Consider the following 15,875-nt stretch of genomic DNA (forward strand, 5'->3'; position numbering starts at 1 on the left):
GGCCCCGCCTTTGGATTAGTAACGGTAGTGATCTGGCTTGTACGGACCTTCTTGCGTCACGCCGATGTAGGCCGCTTGCTCTTCGGTCAGCACGGTCAGTTGCGCATTCAGTTTTTTCAGCTGCAGGCGCGCGACTTTTTCATCCAGGTGCTTCGGCAGCACGTACACGCCGACCGGGTATTTGTCGGTGTTGGCGTACAGTTCGATCTGGGCGATGGTCTGATTGGCGAACGACGACGACATCACATACGATGGGTGGCCCGTGCCGCAACCCAGGTTGACCAGGCGGCCTTCGGCCAGCAGAATGATGCGCTTGCCCGATGGGAAGATCACGTGATCCACTTGCGGCTTGATGTTTTCCCAGGTGTACTTCTTCAGCGCCGCAACGTCGATCTCGTTGTCGAAGTGGCCGATGTTGCAGACGATGGCCTGGTCCTTCATCTTCAGGATGTGTGCTTCGGTCAGGATGTGATAGTTGCCGGTGCAGGTGACGAAGATGTCGCCGTGTTCAGCAGCGTAGTCCATGGTCACGACGCGGTAGCCTTCCATCGCCGCCTGCAGCGCGCAGATCGGATCGATTTCAGTGACCCACACTTGCGCCGACAGCGCGCGCATCGCTTGCGCCGAGCCCTTGCCGACGTCACCGTAACCGGCGATGACAGCGATCTTGCCCGCGATCATTACGTCGGTGGCGCGCTTGATGCCGTCCACCAGCGATTCGCGGCAGCCGTACAGGTTGTCGAACTTCGACTTGGTCACCGAGTCGTTGACGTTGATCGCCGGGAAGGCCAGCTTGCCCTCTTTGTGCATCTGGTACAGGCGGTGCACGCCGGTGGTGGTCTCTTCGGTCACACCCAGGATGTGCGGCAGGCGCTTCGAGTACCAGGCTGGATCGATCGCCAGGTGGGTCTTGATGGCGTTGAACAGGCAGATTTCTTCTTCCGAGCCAGGTGCGGCCAGTACCGAGCTATCTTTCTCAGCGCGCGCGCCCAGGTGCAGCAGCAGCGTGGCGTCGCCGCCGTCGTCCAGGATCATGTTCGAGTAGACCGGATTGCCCGATGCGTCCGCTGGCCACTCGAAGATGCGGTGGGTGTAGTCCCAGTATTCGTCCAGGGTTTCGCCCTTGATCGCGAACACCGGCGTGCCGTTGGCGGCGATGGCGGCGGCGGCGTGGTCCTGGGTCGAGTAGATATTGCACGAGGCCCAGCGCACGTCGGCGCCCAGCGCTTCCAGCGTCTGGATCAGCACGGCGGTCTGGATGGTCATGTGCAGCGAACCGGTGATGCGTGCGCCTTTCAGCGGCTGGGCGGCAGCGAATTCCTCGCGGATCGCCATCAGGCCAGGCATTTCGGTTTCGGCAATCTTGATTTCTTTGTTACCCCATGGTGCCAGCGAGATATCGGCAACCAGGTAGTCTTGAGCGGATTTGAGTACGGCGTTCATCACGCCCTCCTTTCATGTGTTTGAAAAAAGTAACGTGAGCGCGGTTGGGGATCTCCGAGCCTGGCGAAAGCTGGTTCGTCGCAGCGCTCCTCGGAACGTGCATTCTAGCATCGTTATGCTCGCATGGCGATAACAATCCGCCCGTTTGCGCCAGCGCAGACAGCTGTCTGCCATGGGCGCCTATATTAGAATTTTTTGAACGTGAGCCTGTCATGCCTATCGATCCTCGCGACGCTATCTGGAATGAAGCCAACGATCTGCTGTACCGCGCCACCTATGCTGAAGCCCTCAAGACATCCCTGCTGGCACGCTGGGTATGGCTGGACAGCGTTACCAAAATAGCGGTCGCCATATCGTCTGGCGGCGCCGCACTCGCCGGTCTCGTATTCTGGAAGAATAGCGACTATACTTTTCTCTGGCCGATGTTTACGTCCGCGAGCGCCTTGCTGGCCATCCTGTCCAGGCAACTGGACGTCGCAGAGAAACTGAAGGCGCACGCGACATCAGCCGTCAGCCTCACAATGCTCGCCATAGATATTGGTTCCCTGATTGTCCGCATGAAAATCAATTCTGGTTTTTCCATCGCCGAGTTTGAAAAAAAGGTGCTGGGATTCAGGGGGAGGTATGGCATGGAGGTCATGCAAATTCCCTTTTGACTTGCTGCTGACAGAGACGCTAAGAATCAAAACACAAGCAGCTGTTACCCGGACACTCGGGGCGTAATAAAGGAGGAATCATGATGTTTAAAGATGACCCACGGCGCAGATACGAGCCGCCCAATCCCATACCGCCGCCGCCCAAGCGTCCCGTATAAGCAGCAGATGCAACAACGCCCCGGAATCCGGGGCGTTGTGGTTTTACACTACGGTCGAGACTGCTTACTTCAGGCCGGCGGCGGCGCGCAGGATGGCGGCCTTGTCGGTGCGCTCCCACGAGAACTCCGGCTCTTCGCGGCCGAAGTGGCCGTAGGCGGCGGTCTTGGTGTAGATCGGACGCAGCAGGTCCAGCATCTGCACGATGCCTTTCGGGCGCAGGTCGAAATGTTCCTGTACCAGCTCGGCGATTTTCTCGTCCGGGATCACGCCGGTGCCTTCGGTGTAGACGGTGATGTTGATCGGACGCGCGACGCCAATGGCGTACGACACCTGCACCTGGCACTGGCGCGCCAGGCCGGCAGCCACCACGTTCTTGGCCACGTAGCGGGCAGCGTAAGCGGCCGAACGGTCAACCTTCGATGGGTCCTTGCCGGAGAACGCGCCACCGCCGTGCGGCGATGCGCCGCCGTAGGTGTCGACGATGATCTTGCGGCCGGTCAGGCCGCAGTCGCCCTGCGGGCCGCCGATGACGAAACGGCCGGTCGGGTTGACCAGGTATTTGGTGTCCTGCAGCCACTCTTTCGGCAGCACCGGCTTGATGATTTCCTCAATCACCGCTTCTTCGATCTGCTTGTGCAGCATTTCCGGCGCGTGCTGGGTCGACAGCACCACGGTGTCGACCGCCACCGGGCGGCCATTGACGTAACGCAGCGTGACTTGCGACTTGGCATCCGGACGCAGCCATGGCAGGCGGCCATCCTTGCGCAGTTGCGACTGGCGCTCGACCAGGCGGTGCGCGTAGTGGATCGCGGCTGGCATCAGCTCGGCGGTTTCATCGCAGGCGTAGCCGAACATCAGGCCCTGGTCGCCAGCACCCTGGTCCAGATCCAGGCCGGCGCCTTCGTCCACGCCCTGGGCGATGTCCGGCGATTGCTTGTCGTAAGCCACCAGCACCGCGCAGCCACGGTAGTCGATACCGTAGTCGGTATTGTCGTAGCCGATGCGCTTGATGGTTTCACGCGCGACTTGAATATAATCAACGTTGGCGTGGGTGGTGATTTCACCTGCCAGCACCACCAGGCCGGTATTGCACAGCGTTTCAGCGGCTACACGGGCTTTAGGGTCCTGCGCCAGAATGGCGTCGAGAATGGCGTCGGAAATCTGGTCAGCAACCTTGTCTGGGTGACCTTCCGAAACGGATTCCGAGGTGAAAAGATAATCATTAGACATCGCAAGCTCCTGATATGGTGTGAATAATACGGTCGCATACCAACACGGCTTGCGACGCTTTAGCGATATTTGTATCCCGCATCGCAAGTTGTCATTAACTCAGCGGCTACTGCTTATCGTGGTATTTTACGCTTTTTTAAAAAAGCTTGCTTCCTAACACAGGCTATTTATACATGCTGGTTTCCATTTTCCGTTTTTTATCGATCCTTCCCCTTTCCTGGCTGCACGCGGCCGGTGCCGCGCTGGGCTGGCTGGTGTATGGCGCTTCGCCGTCCTACCGCCGCCGCATGCGCGACAATATGCGCCAGGCCGGCTATAGCCAGTACCTGAACGCCGCCATCGGCGAGGCTGGCAAGAGCATGTTTGAACTGCCCTTCATCTGGTGCGCCGACCCGGCGCGCGTGTCGCGCCACGCCACGCTGGAGAACTGGCAGCTGGTGCAGAACGAACTGGATGCCGGACGCGGCATTGTGTTCATGACGCCACACCTGGGCTGTTTTGAAATCGTCGCGCAGGAAATCGCGCTGCGCAACGAGCTGATGGTGATGTACCGCCCGCCTAAAAAAGAGGCGCTCAAGCCATTGATCGAAGGCGCCCGTGCGCGCCACAACCTGCTGCTGGCGCCGGCCAATATGTCCGGCGTGCGCATGCTGGCCAAGTTCCTCAAGAAAGGCCAGCCGGTCGGCGTGCTGCCCGACCAGGTGCCGCAGGAAGGCGAAGGCGTGTGGGCGAAATTCTTCGGCCGCGATGCCTACACCATGACCTTGCCAGCCAAGCTGGCCCTGCTGGGCGACGCCACCATCATCATCACCTACGCCGAGCGCCTGCCAGGCGGCAAAGGCTATGTGGTACGCTTCGTGCCCTTTGACGGGTCGCTGGACGGCGACAGCGCCTCGCAGGCGCAGGCCATCAACGACGCCATGGAGCGCCTGATCACCCGCAATCCGTCACAATATTACTGGAGCTATAACCGCTACAAGGTGCCAAACGGTATCGACTTACCGTCAGCCACCTCGGCGGGAGAAAACGCATGAAATTATTATTGGGATTGATGTGGCTGCTGCACTGGCTGCCATTGCCGGTGCTGGGCCGCTTTGGCGACGCCGTCGGCACCCTGTTGTTTGCCGCGTTGCGCTCGCGCCGCCATATCGCGCTGACCAACCTCCGCCTGACCATGCCGGAACTGACGGAAGCCGAACGGGTCGGCATCGCGCGGCGCCACTTCCAGTCCTACTCGCGCAGCGTGTGGGAACGCTCGATCCTGTGGTGGGCGCCGGAGTCGCGCCTGAAGCGCCTGATCAAGCTGGAGCCGAACGGCGTGATCCCGGTGGCGGAAATGACCGGGAAGCCAACCATCCTGCTGTGCCCGCATTTCGTCTGCCTCGACGTGGCCGGCGCTGCGATCGCCATGGAAGCCAGCGCCTCGTCGATGTACGTGACGCAAAAGAACGCCGCCTTCGACCAGGTGCTGCGCGCCGGCCGCGCCCGCTTCAAGCCAGTCAAGCTGTTCACCCGCCAGGACGGCATCAAGCCTATCCTGCGCGCACTGCGCGACAAGCTGCCCTACTTCATGCTGCCGGACATGGACTTCGGCGAAAAGGATGCCGAATTCGTGCCCTTCTTCGGCGTCCAGGCCGCCACGCTGACCGCCACCGCGCGCATCGCCGCCACCACCGGCGCGCAGGTGATGCCGGTGATCGCCACCTTCCTGCCCAATTACCAGGGATACCGTGTGAAATTCTACCCGGTGTGGGACAATTATCCGGGAGACGATATGGTGGCCGCCACCCGCCGCATGAACGAGTTCATCGAAGAACGCGTGCGCGAGGCGCCGGCCGAATATTTCTGGACCCACAAACGCTTCAAGACGCGCCCGGAGGGCGAGCCTTCGCTGTACAGCAAACACTAAACTGCCCATGAAACTCAAATTCACCAAAATGCACGGCGCCGGCAACGACTTCGTCGTCATCGACGGCGTCACCCAGCAGATCGACTTCACGCCGGCGCAATGGAAGCTGCTGGGCGACCGCCGTTTCGGCGTTGGCGCCGACCAGATCCTGCTGGTGGAAAAACCGACCGAGGCCGGCTGCGATTTCCGCTATCGCATCTTCAATGCCGACGGCGGCGAAGTGGAACAGTGCGGCAACGGCTCGCGCGCCTTCGTCAAGTTCGTCTCGGAAAAAGGCCTGACCGACAAGCAGTCGATCACCGTGCAGACCAAGGCCGGCGTCATCGCACCACGGCTGGAAGCCAACGGCAGCATCACGGTCGACATGGGCGCGCCGATACTGGAACCGGGCCGGGTGCCGTTTGACGCCGATGGCCTGCATGGCGAGCAGCAAGGCAATGACACGCTGTGGCCGCTGGTGCTGGAGTTGGGCGGCGCGCGTGAAAGCGTGCTGATTTCGGCGGTGTCGATGGGCAATCCGCACGCGGTGCAGGTGGTCGACGATGTCGACAGCGCGCCGGTCGAGCTGACCGGGCCGCTGATCGAGCATCACGCCCGCTTCCCCAACCGCGTCAACGCCGGCTTCATGCAGATCGTCAACCGCCAGCATGTGAAGCTGCGCGTGTTCGAGCGCGGCGTCGGCGAAACGCTGGCCTGCGGCACCGGCGCCTGCGCGGCGGCGGTGGCCGGCATCCGCCGTGGCATGCTGGACAGCCCGGTACGCGTTGATGCGCGTGGCGGCCAGCTGTCGATCAGCTGGGCGGGCGAAGGCCAGCCAGTGCTGCTGACCGGCCCCGCCGTCACCGTGTTTGAAGGCGAAATCGACATCTAGGCGGCCAGCAAGTCATCCGGCAGCCAGGTCTTGAGACGGTACAGGCGCTGGCGATAATTGCCTTCCAGCCCATCCGGCCCGCTGTCGATGGCCTCGAACAGGCGCACGATGCGGTCCAGCGCCTGCCGTTCGCGCGCCGTGCGCAGCAGTACCAGGCGGCGCTTGCTGCGCCCGTAACTGGCGCGGATATCCACCACCAGGCAATGGCCGTGATCGGCCTGCTTGACATCCAGCAGCAGCGCTTCCGCCCGGCTCAGGCCAAATAGTGCGGCCAGCTCCAGCCGCGCCGCCAGCAAGGGCTGGCTTTCCAATAATTCCCGCGTCAGGCAAGTGACCAGGCTGGCCATCCAGCTGGACTCGGTGGGCGTGGCCGCGACCCTGGCCAGCGCCGTTTCCGCCTCGGCGCAGCCTTGCGCGGCGGCCTTCTGCAGCCAGTAGGCGGCGCGCACATCGCTGTGCTCGTCGGTGCGGCGGTTGCGCCAGGCGTACATGCCACACTCCAGCTGCGCCGCGCAATGGCCCATTTCCGCCGCCCGTTCCAGGTAGCTTTGCGCCTCGGCTACACAGCGCTGCGAGAATTCCGGTTTCAGGTAGATGCGCGACAGCGCGTACCAGGCGTCGGCCAGGCCCTGTTCGCCGGCCTGCGTCAGCCAGCGGATGGCTTTCTTGAAGTTGGCGGCAGCGATGCCATGGTTCTGGCGCTTGCCATCGCCGTCCATGCGCGCGAACCATAGCCCCAGCGCCAGCTGGGCGTTGCGGTCGCCGCTCACGGCGGCCAGCTCGCGGCACTGGTGCAGACCGGGATCGGCCTCCTCTGCTTGTAGCCGCAACAGCATGCGCGCCTGCCGCACGAAGGCGGCGTGGTCCTGCCGCCACAACTGTTCCAGGCCGGCGTATTGCTCCGGCGTCAGGCTGTGGTCGCCGCACGGGGCCGCCGCCTGGCAAGCCGGTAGGCGCTGTTCGTCGCCGCTGGTGTCGGCGAGGAGGCGCGCCGGCGCGGCTGGCGGTGGTGGCGCGTGCAACTGCGTCAGCTGCGCCAGCACTTGCGCGGCCGGCGCCACGCCGGCCTGGCTGGCCAGCTGATACCAACGCAGCACCTCGGGCAGCGCGTGGCGCGCGACGTCAAACGGGATATGGCTGCCGATCAGGCGCCACGCTTCCTCGCGCTCCTGGCGCGCGGCGCGGCCCAGCCAATGCAGCGCGGTCGGCAGGTTGAGCGGCAGGCCGGCGCCACCGAACAAGTACAACTTGCCCAGCGCCAGTTGGCAGTCCGCGTCTCCGGCGCGGGCGCCCCTGATGATCCCTAACTCTTCTCGATTGGCCATGGTCTCTGTGTGCATGTCGTCGAAGCGGGGTGGGCCGCTGTGCAGTCCGCGGCGCCATTTGTGTCGTAGTGTAGCGTGCGATCCGCGCCACACACCAAACATATATGCGTGCAGGCTTGATCTGCCACAAGCGCCGCCCCCCTGCCCAGCTTGTACGCTAGAGCTGTTGTGCTGCCCGAATGAAAGCAAAACAGGCCTGCATGACGCGGCTGACAAGCGTTTCAAAAATACAACAAGAAGCCGGGGTTCCACGGCTTTCGACCAAAACAAGCCGTCACAATCGACCATTCCAGCGCAATTGCCACACCGAGCAATTAAGGTTGAGCAACAGGGATGCGAATCACACTTAAAAAGGAAGAACAAATGAAAAAAACTTTGGTGGCTCTGGCACTCACCGGCGTGTTCTCCGGCGCCTACGCGCAGTCGTCCGTAACCATCTACGGCACGCTGGATGCAGGCATGTCGCGCCGCACCGACACCGATGTCACGGCAGTCGGCAAGCGCGATAACAACAAGCTGGGCTTCCGCGGCGTCGAAGACCTGGGCAACGGCCTGAAAGCGCTGTTCCAGCTGGAAATCCGCTACGAGCCGGACACCGGCGTCATCGAAAGCACGGTGCGTCCGCTGTTCCAGGGCCAGAGCCGGGTCGGCCTGCAGGGTGATTTCGGCACGCTGCGCCTGGGGCGCGGCCTGACCGCCTTCCAGGAAACCAGCACCGCGTTTGAGCCCTGGTCCGGCATGCCTGCCGTGGCCGGCTACCAGACCGACCTGCAAGTGGCCGGCTATACCAGCGATCCGATGAGCGTGGCCGGCAACTCGCTGAACCGCTTCTCCAACGCAGTGTTCTACAACACGCCGGTGATCGGCGGCATCTTCCAGCTGAACGTCACGGTGGCGTCGCGCGAAGCCAACAACAACCCGGTCATCATCGGCCGCGGCACGGCGGCGGCGCCGCAATTCGCCGCCAACAGCCGCGCGGCGGTGTACCCGTATTCGGTCAGCGCCACCGCCACCAAGGGGCCTTTTGCGGCTTACGCGGCGGTCGAGCGCAACGCGGTGGACACCAAGCTGTGGTCGGTCGGCGCCTCGTTCAAGCCGATTCCCGACCTCAAGCTGATGGGCTCCTACCAGCATCAGGACCAGGACTTCATCGCACCAATCAACCCGGTCACCAAGGCCTGGCTGATCGGCGCCAACTACACCGTCGGTGCCGGCCTGGTGCGCGCCGGCTTCGGCCACAAGACGCCAGACAATGCGCTCAACGTGCCGACCATCGCCAAGACCAGGCAGTTTTCGCTCGGCTACGACTACAACCTGTCGCCGCGCACCTATCTGTACATCGATGGCACACGCCGCAAAGCGACCGCCACCACCACCTTTAATTTCTATAGCGTCGGCATCCACCACAACTTTTAAGGTTGAGCAGTCGGCAGAACTGCCAGCGTGAGTTGGGGAATGACGGGCATGGCTCACCCCATGTCCGTTTTTTTTCGTTTAGAATTGCACACCAACCTCGCAACCAAAGTACCTCATGACCGCCCCACTGGATTCCACACTCGTCGCCCAATTCCTGTCCGATAACCCGCACTTCTTCGAAGAGCATGCTGACTTGCTGGGTGAAATCAAACTGGCCAGCCCGCTGACCGGCCGCGCCGTCTCGCTGCAGGAACGCCAGATGGAAGTGTTGCGCGACAAATACAAAACGCTGGAACTGCGCATGAGCAACCTGATGCGCCTGGCCTCGGAAAACGAAGCCATCGCCAACAAGTTCCACCGCTGGACCCAGATCCTGCTGCAATCGGAAGACATCGGCTCGTTGCCGCACGCTGTCACCAACGGCCTGAAAACCGCTTTCGACGTGCCGCAAGTGACGGTGCGCCTCTGGAACACCGCGCCGGATTACCAGGACGAATGGTTCGTCAAGGGCGTGTCGGACGACGCGCGCATCTTCGCCAACAGCCTGCTGTCGCCGTATTGCGGCAGCAACAAGGACTTCGAAGCGGTGCGCTGGCTGGATAATCCGGCAGAAGTGGTGTCCACCGTCATCATCCCGCTGCGCAAGCCGGGCGACAAGCAAGCCTTCGGCCTGCTGATCCTCGGTTCGCAGGACGCCAACCGCTTCACTTCGCTGATGGCGACCGACTTCCTGGTCCACATCGGCGAAACCTCCAGCACTGCGCTGGCCTGGCTGCTGGCCTAAGCACTGAATGCCATGAGCGACGCTCCAGACAGCAAGCTGGCCTGGATCGACGCCTACCTCGCCCACCTGACGGGCGTGCGCCAGCTGTCGAAGCACACCACCGCCGCCTACGCCCGCGATCTGCTGGAGCTAGCGGCGCTGTCCGGCGAGCAGGCATGGACCGCGCTCGACCACCACGCGGTGCGACGCCTGACCGCCAAACTGCACGCGCAGCAACTCGATCCCCGTTCGATCGCCCGCAAGCTGTCCAGCTGGCGCGGCTTTTTCAACTGGCTGGGCGAACAGACGCCGCTGGCCGCCAACCCGGTTCAGGGCGTGCGTGCGCCCAAGCAGGCGAAGACGCTGCCGCGCGCGCTGTCGGTGGACGATGCGGTGCAGCTGGTGGCGCCATCGCGCCCGGCCGCCGGCAGCGGCGGCGAGCCGGCCGAGCTGTGCAACCGCGCCATGTTCGAGCTGCTGTATTCCAGCGGCCTGCGTGTGTCCGAACTCGCCGGGCTGGACCTGACACCCGGCAAGAGCAGCCTCGGCTGGGTGGAAATTGGCAACCGCGAGGTCATCGTCACCGGCAAGGGCAACAAGCGGCGCGTGGTGCCGGTCGGTTCGGCCGCCATGGACGCGCTGCAAGCCTGGCTGGCGGTGCGCCCGGCGCCGGCCGATGGCAGCGACGCGCTGTTCCTCAGCAGCCGCGCCACCCGCGTATCGCCGCGCGTGATCCAGCAGCGGCTGCACAGCCACGGCATCGCCCACGGCGCGCCGGTGCACGTCCATCCGCACATGCTGCGCCATTCGTTTGCCTCGCACGTGCTGCAATCATCGGGCGACTTGCGGGCGGTGCAGGAAATGCTGGGCCACGCCAGCATCAGTTCCACCCAGGTCTACACGGCGCTGGATTTCCAGCATCTGGCCGAGGTCTATGACAAGGCCCATCCACGCGCCAAAGTGAAATAGCGCACCGGCGCTGACCTTGCTCAATTGGACGAATTGCTGGCGTCCGAGAAATTCCGGCATAATCAGCCGATTGCATTTCTGCATTTTGACCTTTATACAACCACCATGGCTATGATTCCCACCACCATCCTGACCGGCTTCCTCGGCGCCGGCAAGACCACGCTGCTGAACCGCATCCTGCAGGAAGAGCATGGCATGCGCATCGCCGTGATTGAAAACGAGTTCGGCCAGGAAAACATCGACAACGAAATCCTGGTCCAGGACACGGGCGAGCAGATCGTTGAAATGAATAACGGCTGCATCTGCTGCACCGTGCGCGGCGACCTGATCATCGCGCTGGGCAGCCTGGCGCAGAAGCGCGAAGCCGGCGAAATCCAGTTCGACCGCGTGGTCATCGAGACCACCGGACTGGCCAATCCAGGCCCGGTGGCGCAAACTTTCTTCGTTGACGACGAAGTGGGCGCTCACTACATGCTTGACGCCGTGGTCACCGTGGTGGATGCCCGCCACGCGATGGCGCAGCTGGACCAGCACGAGGAAGCGCAGCGCCAGGTCGGCTTTGCCGACAAGATCCTGCTGTCCAAGACCGACCTGGTCAGCGAAGAGCAGCTGGCGGCGCTGACCGCCCGCCTGGGCCGCATCAACCCGCGCGCGCCGATCAGCAAATCCGACTTTGGCCGCGCACCGATCGCGGAAGTGCTGGACCTGAAAGGCTTCAACCTGAACGACAAGCTGGAACTCGATCCCGACTTCCTGCTGACCGACCAGACCCACGAAGACGGCCACGTGCACGATGAGCACTGCGGCCACGAGCACCATGATCACCATGCGCATGGCCATGAGCACCACCACAGCCACCACACGGACGATATCGCTGCTTTCGTGTTCAAAAGCAACCGTCCGTTTGATACCGCCAAGCTGGATGAGTTCCTTGGCGGCCTGGTCAATGTCTACGGTCCTCGCATGCTGCGCTACAAAGGCGTATTGTTCATGCAGGACGCTGACCGCAAGGTAGTATTCCAGGGCGTGCACCAGATTATGGGCAGCGACCTGGGCGCCAAATGGGGAGAAAACGACGTTCGTGGCAGCAAAATGGTGTTTATCGGTAAAAATCTGCCCAAAGACATCTTTATTAGCGGTTTAGAACAATGTCTGGTATAAACTATCCCGGTTTTGTGGGGATGGCTAAAGAGCCACAAAATCTGGGCTGATTAATTTGAAAACTCTGTCGTATCGAAGGTAAGCGAAGTTATGACCAAAACTAATAAATCGACCCCTGCAGCCGCCGAGCGCGTCCTGACCGAAGAAGAAATTCTGAAGATGGATGACAAGGACTACATGAATCCAGCGCAAATGGCGTTCTTCAAGGCCAAGCTGCAAGCCCTGGAAAAAGAGCTGCTGAAAAACGCCGGCGAAACCACTGAGCACCTGCGCGAAACCGTGCTTGTGCCGGACCCTGCGGACCGCGCCACCATCGAAGAAGAGCACGCGCTCGAACTGCGTACCCGCGACCGCGAACGCAAGCTGCTGAAAAAAGTGCAGCAGTCGATCGTTGCCATCGATAACAACGACTACGGCTGGTGCGAGGAAACCGGTGAGCCGATCGGCATTCCACGCCTGATCGCCCGCCCGACCGCCACCCTGTCGCTGGAAGCCCAGCAACGCCGTGAACTGAAGCAAAAGCTGTACGGCGATTAATCGGTTCCACGCCACCAAAAAGCACGCGCCTGATCCCGCGTGCTTTTTTTACGTAAATTTGCATTTCCCATCTGATAGGTAATGCGGCAAGCCTCGTGCTTGCAGCTACACTATGGACATGGGACTGTTCTCACTCTTCAGGAAGGCCGAGCCACTGCCACCGTTGACCGACGATGAGCAGGCGCGGCTGGCCGCCAACAGCGAGGCGCAGCGCCACAGCCAGGCGGTGCGCCAGCGCGAGATCGCCCGCGCCACGGCGATGAAGATCGACGCCATCGAGTCGGCCATGGAAGCCGACATCTTCAGCCAGGACGAACCGGCCTGGGGCAGCCAGCGCCCTGCCCGCACGCCACGCGCCGCCGACACGGAAGCCGGACCGGACGATATCGCCACCACCTTGCTGCTGATCGAAGAGCTGCCCCTGGCCGCCGCCGACGCCAGCGCGCCGGCAGTGGAAGAAATCGCCATCCTGTACGCCAACGGCCAGGCCGCCGCCGCCCAGCAGTTATTGCTAGGGGCCGTGGCCGAAGCGCAAGGCCTGAACAGCGAGCGCAGCGCCTGGTGGATGCTGTTCGACCTGTACCAGGCCAGCGGCCAGCAGGACGCCTTCGACAACCTGTCGATCGACTACGCCAGCACCTTTGAAACCTCGCCGCCGCAATGGATCGCGCCAGCGGCGCTGGCGGCCGCCTCACCGGCATGGGCAGGCCTGACGCCGACTGCCGCGCTGGCCGGCGTGCTGGACCAGCACATCGCGCCGCAGCTGGAACGCCTGGGCCAGCAAGCCGAAGCCAGCCCGGTACTGCGGCTGGAATTCACCCGCGTGACGGCGGTAACTGCCGATGGCTGCGCACTGCTGCTGGAGACACTGCGCCGCTTGCAAACACGGCAATGCGAACTGATCCTGGTCGGCGCGCCGGCACTGGCGGCGCGGCTGCGCGACGGCATCATGGTCGGCCGCCGCGACGATGGCGAGGCGCCGTGGCTGCTGTTGCTGGAACTGCTACAGCTGCAACAGCGCGAAAAGGAATACGAGCAGGCAGCCATGGACTACTGCGTCACCTTCGAGGTATCGCCGCCATCGTTCACGCCGCCGCACAAGGTGGCGATGGCGCCGGCGCAACACCTGTCCGCCTCGCCCGACCGCTTCATGCTGCCACCGGTCATCGAACATCAACTTGGCCCTTTACTGCCGGCGATACAGCAGTATGCTGAAGCGTATCCGGCGCTGGTGTTCGACTGCGCGCGCCTGACGCGCATCGACTACGCCAGCGCAATCCAGCTGCACAGCGTGCTGCAACAGCTGGCCGACGCCACGCCGGGCCGCAAGATCGCCTTCCGCGACGTCAACCATCTGGTGACGGCGTTGCTGCGGCTGCTCGGCTTTGCCAATCTGGCAAGGATGTATCCACACAAGTATTAGCTCACTGCAAACAGCGTACTGCAAACTTGCAATTCCCGTTTCCAGCCCCACTTTTCAGTCTTGAGGCAGTCTGCATCTTTACTTTGAGGTCACTATGGAACAATTTCACGGCACCACCATCTTGTGTGTGCGCCGCGGCAAGGAAGTCGCGCTGGGCGGCGACGGCCAGGTCACGCTGGGCAATATCGTCATGAAGGGCACGGCCCGCAAGGTGCGCAAGGTCTACCAGGGCAAAGTGCTGGTCGGCTTCGCCGGCGGCACCGCCGACGCCTTCACGCTGCTCGACCGCTTTGAAGGCAAGCTGGAAAAACACCAGGGCAACCTGCTGCGTGCCTCGGTCGAGCTGGCCAAGGACTGGCGCACCGACCGCGTGCTGCGCCGCCTGGAAGCGATGCTGCTGGTAGCCGACAGCGAATCGACGCTGGTCATCACCGGCAATGGCGACGTGCTGGAACCGGAAGACGGCGTGGGCGCCATCGGCTCTGGCGGCACCTATGCGCAGTCGGCTGCCAAGGCCCTGGTCGAGAACACGGAACTGTCGCCGGCGGAAGTCGTCAAAAAATCACTGACCATCGCCGGTGAACTGTGCATCTACACCAATCTGAACCACATCATCGAAACACTGGACCCAGCATGAACATGACTCCGCAGGAAATCGTCGGCGAGCTCGACAAACACGTGGTGGGCCAGGGCAAGGCCAAGAAAGCGGTCGCCATCGCGCTGCGCAACCGCTGGCGCCGCCAGCAGGTGGAAGAACCGCTGCGCCATGAGATCACGCCGAAAAACATTCTGATGATCGGCCCTACCGGCGTCGGCAAGACCGAGATCGCGCGCCGCCTGGCCAAGCTGGCCGACGCGCCCTTCATCAAGATCGAAGCCACCAAGTTCACCGAGGTGGGCTATGTCGGCCGCGATGTCGACACCATCATCCGCGACCTGATCGATATCGGCGTCAAGCAGACCCGCCAGGCCGAGATGGCCAAGGTACGCGTGCGCGCCGAAGACGCCGCTGAAGACCGCGTGCTGGACATCCTGCTGCCGCCGGCGCGCGACTTCGGCTTCACGCCGTCGGGCGCCGAGCCACCGAAGGATGACGCCACCCGCCAGACCTTCCGCAAGCGCCTGCGCCAGGGTGAGCTGGACGACAAGGAGATCGAGATCGAACTGGCCGACGCCGGCCCGCAGATGGAAATCATGGCGCCACCAGGCATGGAGGAAATGACCGAGCAGATCAAGTCGATGTTCTCCGGCATCGGCGCGCAGCGCAAGAAGGCACGCAAGGTCAAGATCAAGGAAGCGATGAAGTTCCTGATCGACGAGGAAGCCGCCAAGCTGGTCAACGAAGACGAGATGAAGCAGAAAGCCATCCAGAACGTTGAGCAGAACGGCATTGTCTTCCTCGACGAGATCGACAAGATCGCCTCGCGGTCGGAAGTGGGCGGCGCCGATGTGTCGCGCGCCGGCGTGCAGCGCGACCTGCTGCCGCTGGTCGAAGGCACGACCGTCAACACCAAGTACGGCATGATCAAGACCGACCACATCCTGTTCATCGCTTCGGGTGCCTTCCATCTGGCCAAGCCATCGGACCTGATCCCGGAGCTGCAAGGCCGCTTCCCGATCCGCGTGGAACTGGAATCGCTGTCGATCGCCGATTTCGAACGCATCCTGACCAGTACCGACGCCTGCCTGACCAAGCAGTACGAAGCGCTGCTGGCCACCGAGGACGTCACGCTTGAGTTCGCACAGGAAGGCATCACCCGCCTGGCGGAGATTGCCTACTCGGTCAACGAGCGTACGGAAAACATCGGCGCCCGCCGGCTGTACACGGTGATGGAGAAACTGCTGGAAGAGCTGTCCTTCACGGCCAGCGAAGATAGCGGCAAGACCATCGTGGTCGATGCGGCGTATGTGAATGCGCGCCTGGATGCGCTGGCGGTCAACGAAGACCTGTCGCGCTACGTGCTGTAAACATTGATGTGGTAACCGTCAGCGGGCGCCGGGCATGGCGCCCGC

General features: G+C 62.6%; 15 protein-coding genes and 1 riboswitch. Of the genes, 12 read left to right on the forward strand and 3 right to left on the reverse strand.

The genetic code is table 11. From position 1 onward, the window contains the following. Positions 1-15: 15 nt before the first annotated feature. Complete coding sequence (ahcY, locus tag BLS51_RS13140; protein WP_090189209.1) at positions 16-1,443, reverse strand: adenosylhomocysteinase; 1,428 nt, start codon at positions 1,441-1,443, stop codon at positions 16-18. 29 nt (positions 1,444-1,472) lie between these two features. Continuing rightward, a riboswitch (S-adenosyl-L-homocysteine riboswitch) is annotated at positions 1,473-1,541 on the reverse strand. A 114-nt stretch (positions 1,542-1,655) separates the two neighbouring features. On the opposite strand from ahcY, the gene BLS51_RS13145 reads away from it, so the two are divergent. Further along, on the forward strand, positions 1,656-2,099 hold the full coding sequence (locus tag BLS51_RS13145) for a hypothetical protein (protein WP_090189206.1): 444 nt from the start codon (positions 1,656-1,658) through the stop codon (positions 2,097-2,099). A 222-nt stretch (positions 2,100-2,321) separates the two neighbouring features. Here BLS51_RS13145 and metK read toward each other — a convergent pair whose 3' ends face one another. Next, the gene (gene metK, locus BLS51_RS13150) at positions 2,322-3,488 is read right to left on the reverse strand and encodes a methionine adenosyltransferase (RefSeq protein ID WP_090189204.1); all 1,167 of its coding nucleotides are present in this window, start codon (positions 3,486-3,488) and stop codon (positions 2,322-2,324) included. Positions 3,489-3,634: 146 nt separating this feature from the next. On the opposite strand from metK, the gene BLS51_RS13155 reads away from it, so the two are divergent. Genes BLS51_RS13155 through dapF form a run of 3 tightly spaced genes read left to right on the forward strand, consistent with a single transcriptional unit; the run spans position 3,635 to position 6,268 of the window. Continuing rightward, a complete protein-coding gene (locus BLS51_RS13155; protein WP_255369064.1) occupies positions 3,635-4,522 on the forward strand; it encodes a lysophospholipid acyltransferase family protein in 888 nt (295 codons plus the stop codon). Beyond that, positions 4,519-5,397, forward strand: coding sequence for an LpxL/LpxP family acyltransferase (locus BLS51_RS13160; protein WP_090189200.1), 879 nt, complete (start codon positions 4,519-4,521; stop codon positions 5,395-5,397). The genes BLS51_RS13155 and BLS51_RS13160 overlap by 4 nt, the downstream gene beginning before the upstream one ends. 7 nt (positions 5,398-5,404) lie before the next feature. Then, the gene (dapF, locus tag BLS51_RS13165; RefSeq protein WP_090189198.1) at positions 5,405-6,268 is read left to right on the forward strand and encodes a diaminopimelate epimerase; all 864 of its coding nucleotides are present in this window, start codon (positions 5,405-5,407) and stop codon (positions 6,266-6,268) included. Here dapF and BLS51_RS13170 read toward each other — a convergent pair. Next, positions 6,265-7,593, reverse strand: coding sequence for a tetratricopeptide repeat protein (locus BLS51_RS13170; protein WP_090189196.1), 1,329 nt, complete (start codon positions 7,591-7,593; stop codon positions 6,265-6,267). The genes dapF and BLS51_RS13170 overlap by 4 nt on opposite strands. Before the next feature lie 363 nt (positions 7,594-7,956). Between BLS51_RS13170 and BLS51_RS13175 the strand changes: the two genes are divergently transcribed. The 8 genes from BLS51_RS13175 (at position 7,957) to hslU (ending at position 15,830) form a co-directional block, all read left to right on the forward strand. Continuing rightward, a complete protein-coding gene (locus BLS51_RS13175; RefSeq protein WP_090189194.1) occupies positions 7,957-9,009 on the forward strand; it encodes a porin in 1,053 nt (350 codons plus the stop codon). Between the two features lie 115 nt (positions 9,010-9,124). After that, entirely contained in the window at positions 9,125-9,793 is a 669-nt protein-coding gene (locus tag BLS51_RS13180; RefSeq protein ID WP_090189193.1) for a DUF484 family protein, read from the forward strand. Between the two features lie 12 nt (positions 9,794-9,805). Further along, positions 9,806-10,741 (forward strand): tyrosine recombinase XerC, encoded by a 936-nt coding sequence (locus BLS51_RS13185; protein ID WP_090189191.1) that lies wholly within the window; start codon positions 9,806-9,808, stop codon positions 10,739-10,741. Positions 10,742-10,846: 105 nt separating this feature from the next. Next, a complete protein-coding gene (locus BLS51_RS13190; protein WP_090189311.1) occupies positions 10,847-11,902 on the forward strand; it encodes a CobW family GTP-binding protein in 1,056 nt (351 codons plus the stop codon). Between the two features lie 90 nt (positions 11,903-11,992). Next, on the forward strand, positions 11,993-12,439 hold the full coding sequence (gene dksA, locus BLS51_RS13195; RefSeq protein WP_090189188.1) for an RNA polymerase-binding protein DksA: 447 nt from the start codon (positions 11,993-11,995) through the stop codon (positions 12,437-12,439). Positions 12,440-12,551: 112 nt separating this feature from the next. After that, entirely contained in the window at positions 12,552-13,862 is a 1,311-nt protein-coding gene (locus BLS51_RS13200) for an STAS domain-containing protein (protein ID WP_229207696.1), read from the forward strand. A 94-nt stretch (positions 13,863-13,956) separates the two neighbouring features. Beyond that, positions 13,957-14,499, forward strand: a complete 543-nt coding sequence (gene hslV, locus BLS51_RS13205; RefSeq protein ID WP_090189186.1) for an ATP-dependent protease subunit HslV — start codon at positions 13,957-13,959, stop codon at positions 14,497-14,499. Then, entirely contained in the window at positions 14,496-15,830 is a 1,335-nt protein-coding gene (gene hslU, locus BLS51_RS13210; protein ID WP_090189184.1) for an ATP-dependent protease ATPase subunit HslU, read from the forward strand. The genes hslV and hslU overlap by 4 nt, the downstream gene beginning before the upstream one ends. Positions 15,831-15,875 lie beyond the last annotated feature (45 nt).

The sequence above is a fragment of the Duganella sp. OV510 genome (assembly GCF_900100205.1).
Taxonomy (GTDB): Bacteria; Pseudomonadota; Gammaproteobacteria; order Burkholderiales; family Burkholderiaceae_D; genus Rugamonas.

Bases quoted from the DNA above. Each gene is read 5' to 3' on its own strand.
- ahcY (WP_090189209.1), bottom strand. From the start codon at position 1,443: ATGAACGCCGTACTCAAATCCGCTCAAGACTACCTGGTTGCCGATATC.
- BLS51_RS13145 (WP_090189206.1), top strand. From the start codon at position 1,656: ATGCCTATCGATCCTCGCGACGCTATCTGGAATGAAGCCAACGATCTG.
- metK (WP_090189204.1), bottom strand. From the start codon at position 3,488: ATGTCTAATGATTATCTTTTCACCTCGGAATCCGTTTCGGAAGGTCAC.
- BLS51_RS13160 (WP_090189200.1), top strand. From the start codon at position 4,519: ATGAAATTATTATTGGGATTGATGTGGCTGCTGCACTGGCTGCCATTG.
- dapF (WP_090189198.1), top strand. From the start codon at position 5,405: ATGAAACTCAAATTCACCAAAATGCACGGCGCCGGCAACGACTTCGTC.
- BLS51_RS13170 (WP_090189196.1), bottom strand. From the start codon at position 7,593: ATGGCCAATCGAGAAGAGTTAGGGATCATCAGGGGCGCCCGCGCCGGA.
- BLS51_RS13175 (WP_090189194.1), top strand. From the start codon at position 7,957: ATGAAAAAAACTTTGGTGGCTCTGGCACTCACCGGCGTGTTCTCCGGC.
- BLS51_RS13180 (WP_090189193.1), top strand. From the start codon at position 9,125: ATGACCGCCCCACTGGATTCCACACTCGTCGCCCAATTCCTGTCCGAT.
- BLS51_RS13185 (WP_090189191.1), top strand. From the start codon at position 9,806: ATGAGCGACGCTCCAGACAGCAAGCTGGCCTGGATCGACGCCTACCTC.
- BLS51_RS13190 (WP_090189311.1), top strand. From the start codon at position 10,847: ATGGCTATGATTCCCACCACCATCCTGACCGGCTTCCTCGGCGCCGGC.
- dksA (WP_090189188.1), top strand. From the start codon at position 11,993: ATGACCAAAACTAATAAATCGACCCCTGCAGCCGCCGAGCGCGTCCTG.
- BLS51_RS13200 (WP_229207696.1), top strand. From the start codon at position 12,552: ATGGACATGGGACTGTTCTCACTCTTCAGGAAGGCCGAGCCACTGCCA.
- hslV (WP_090189186.1), top strand. From the start codon at position 13,957: ATGGAACAATTTCACGGCACCACCATCTTGTGTGTGCGCCGCGGCAAG.
- hslU (WP_090189184.1), top strand. From the start codon at position 14,496: ATGAACATGACTCCGCAGGAAATCGTCGGCGAGCTCGACAAACACGTG.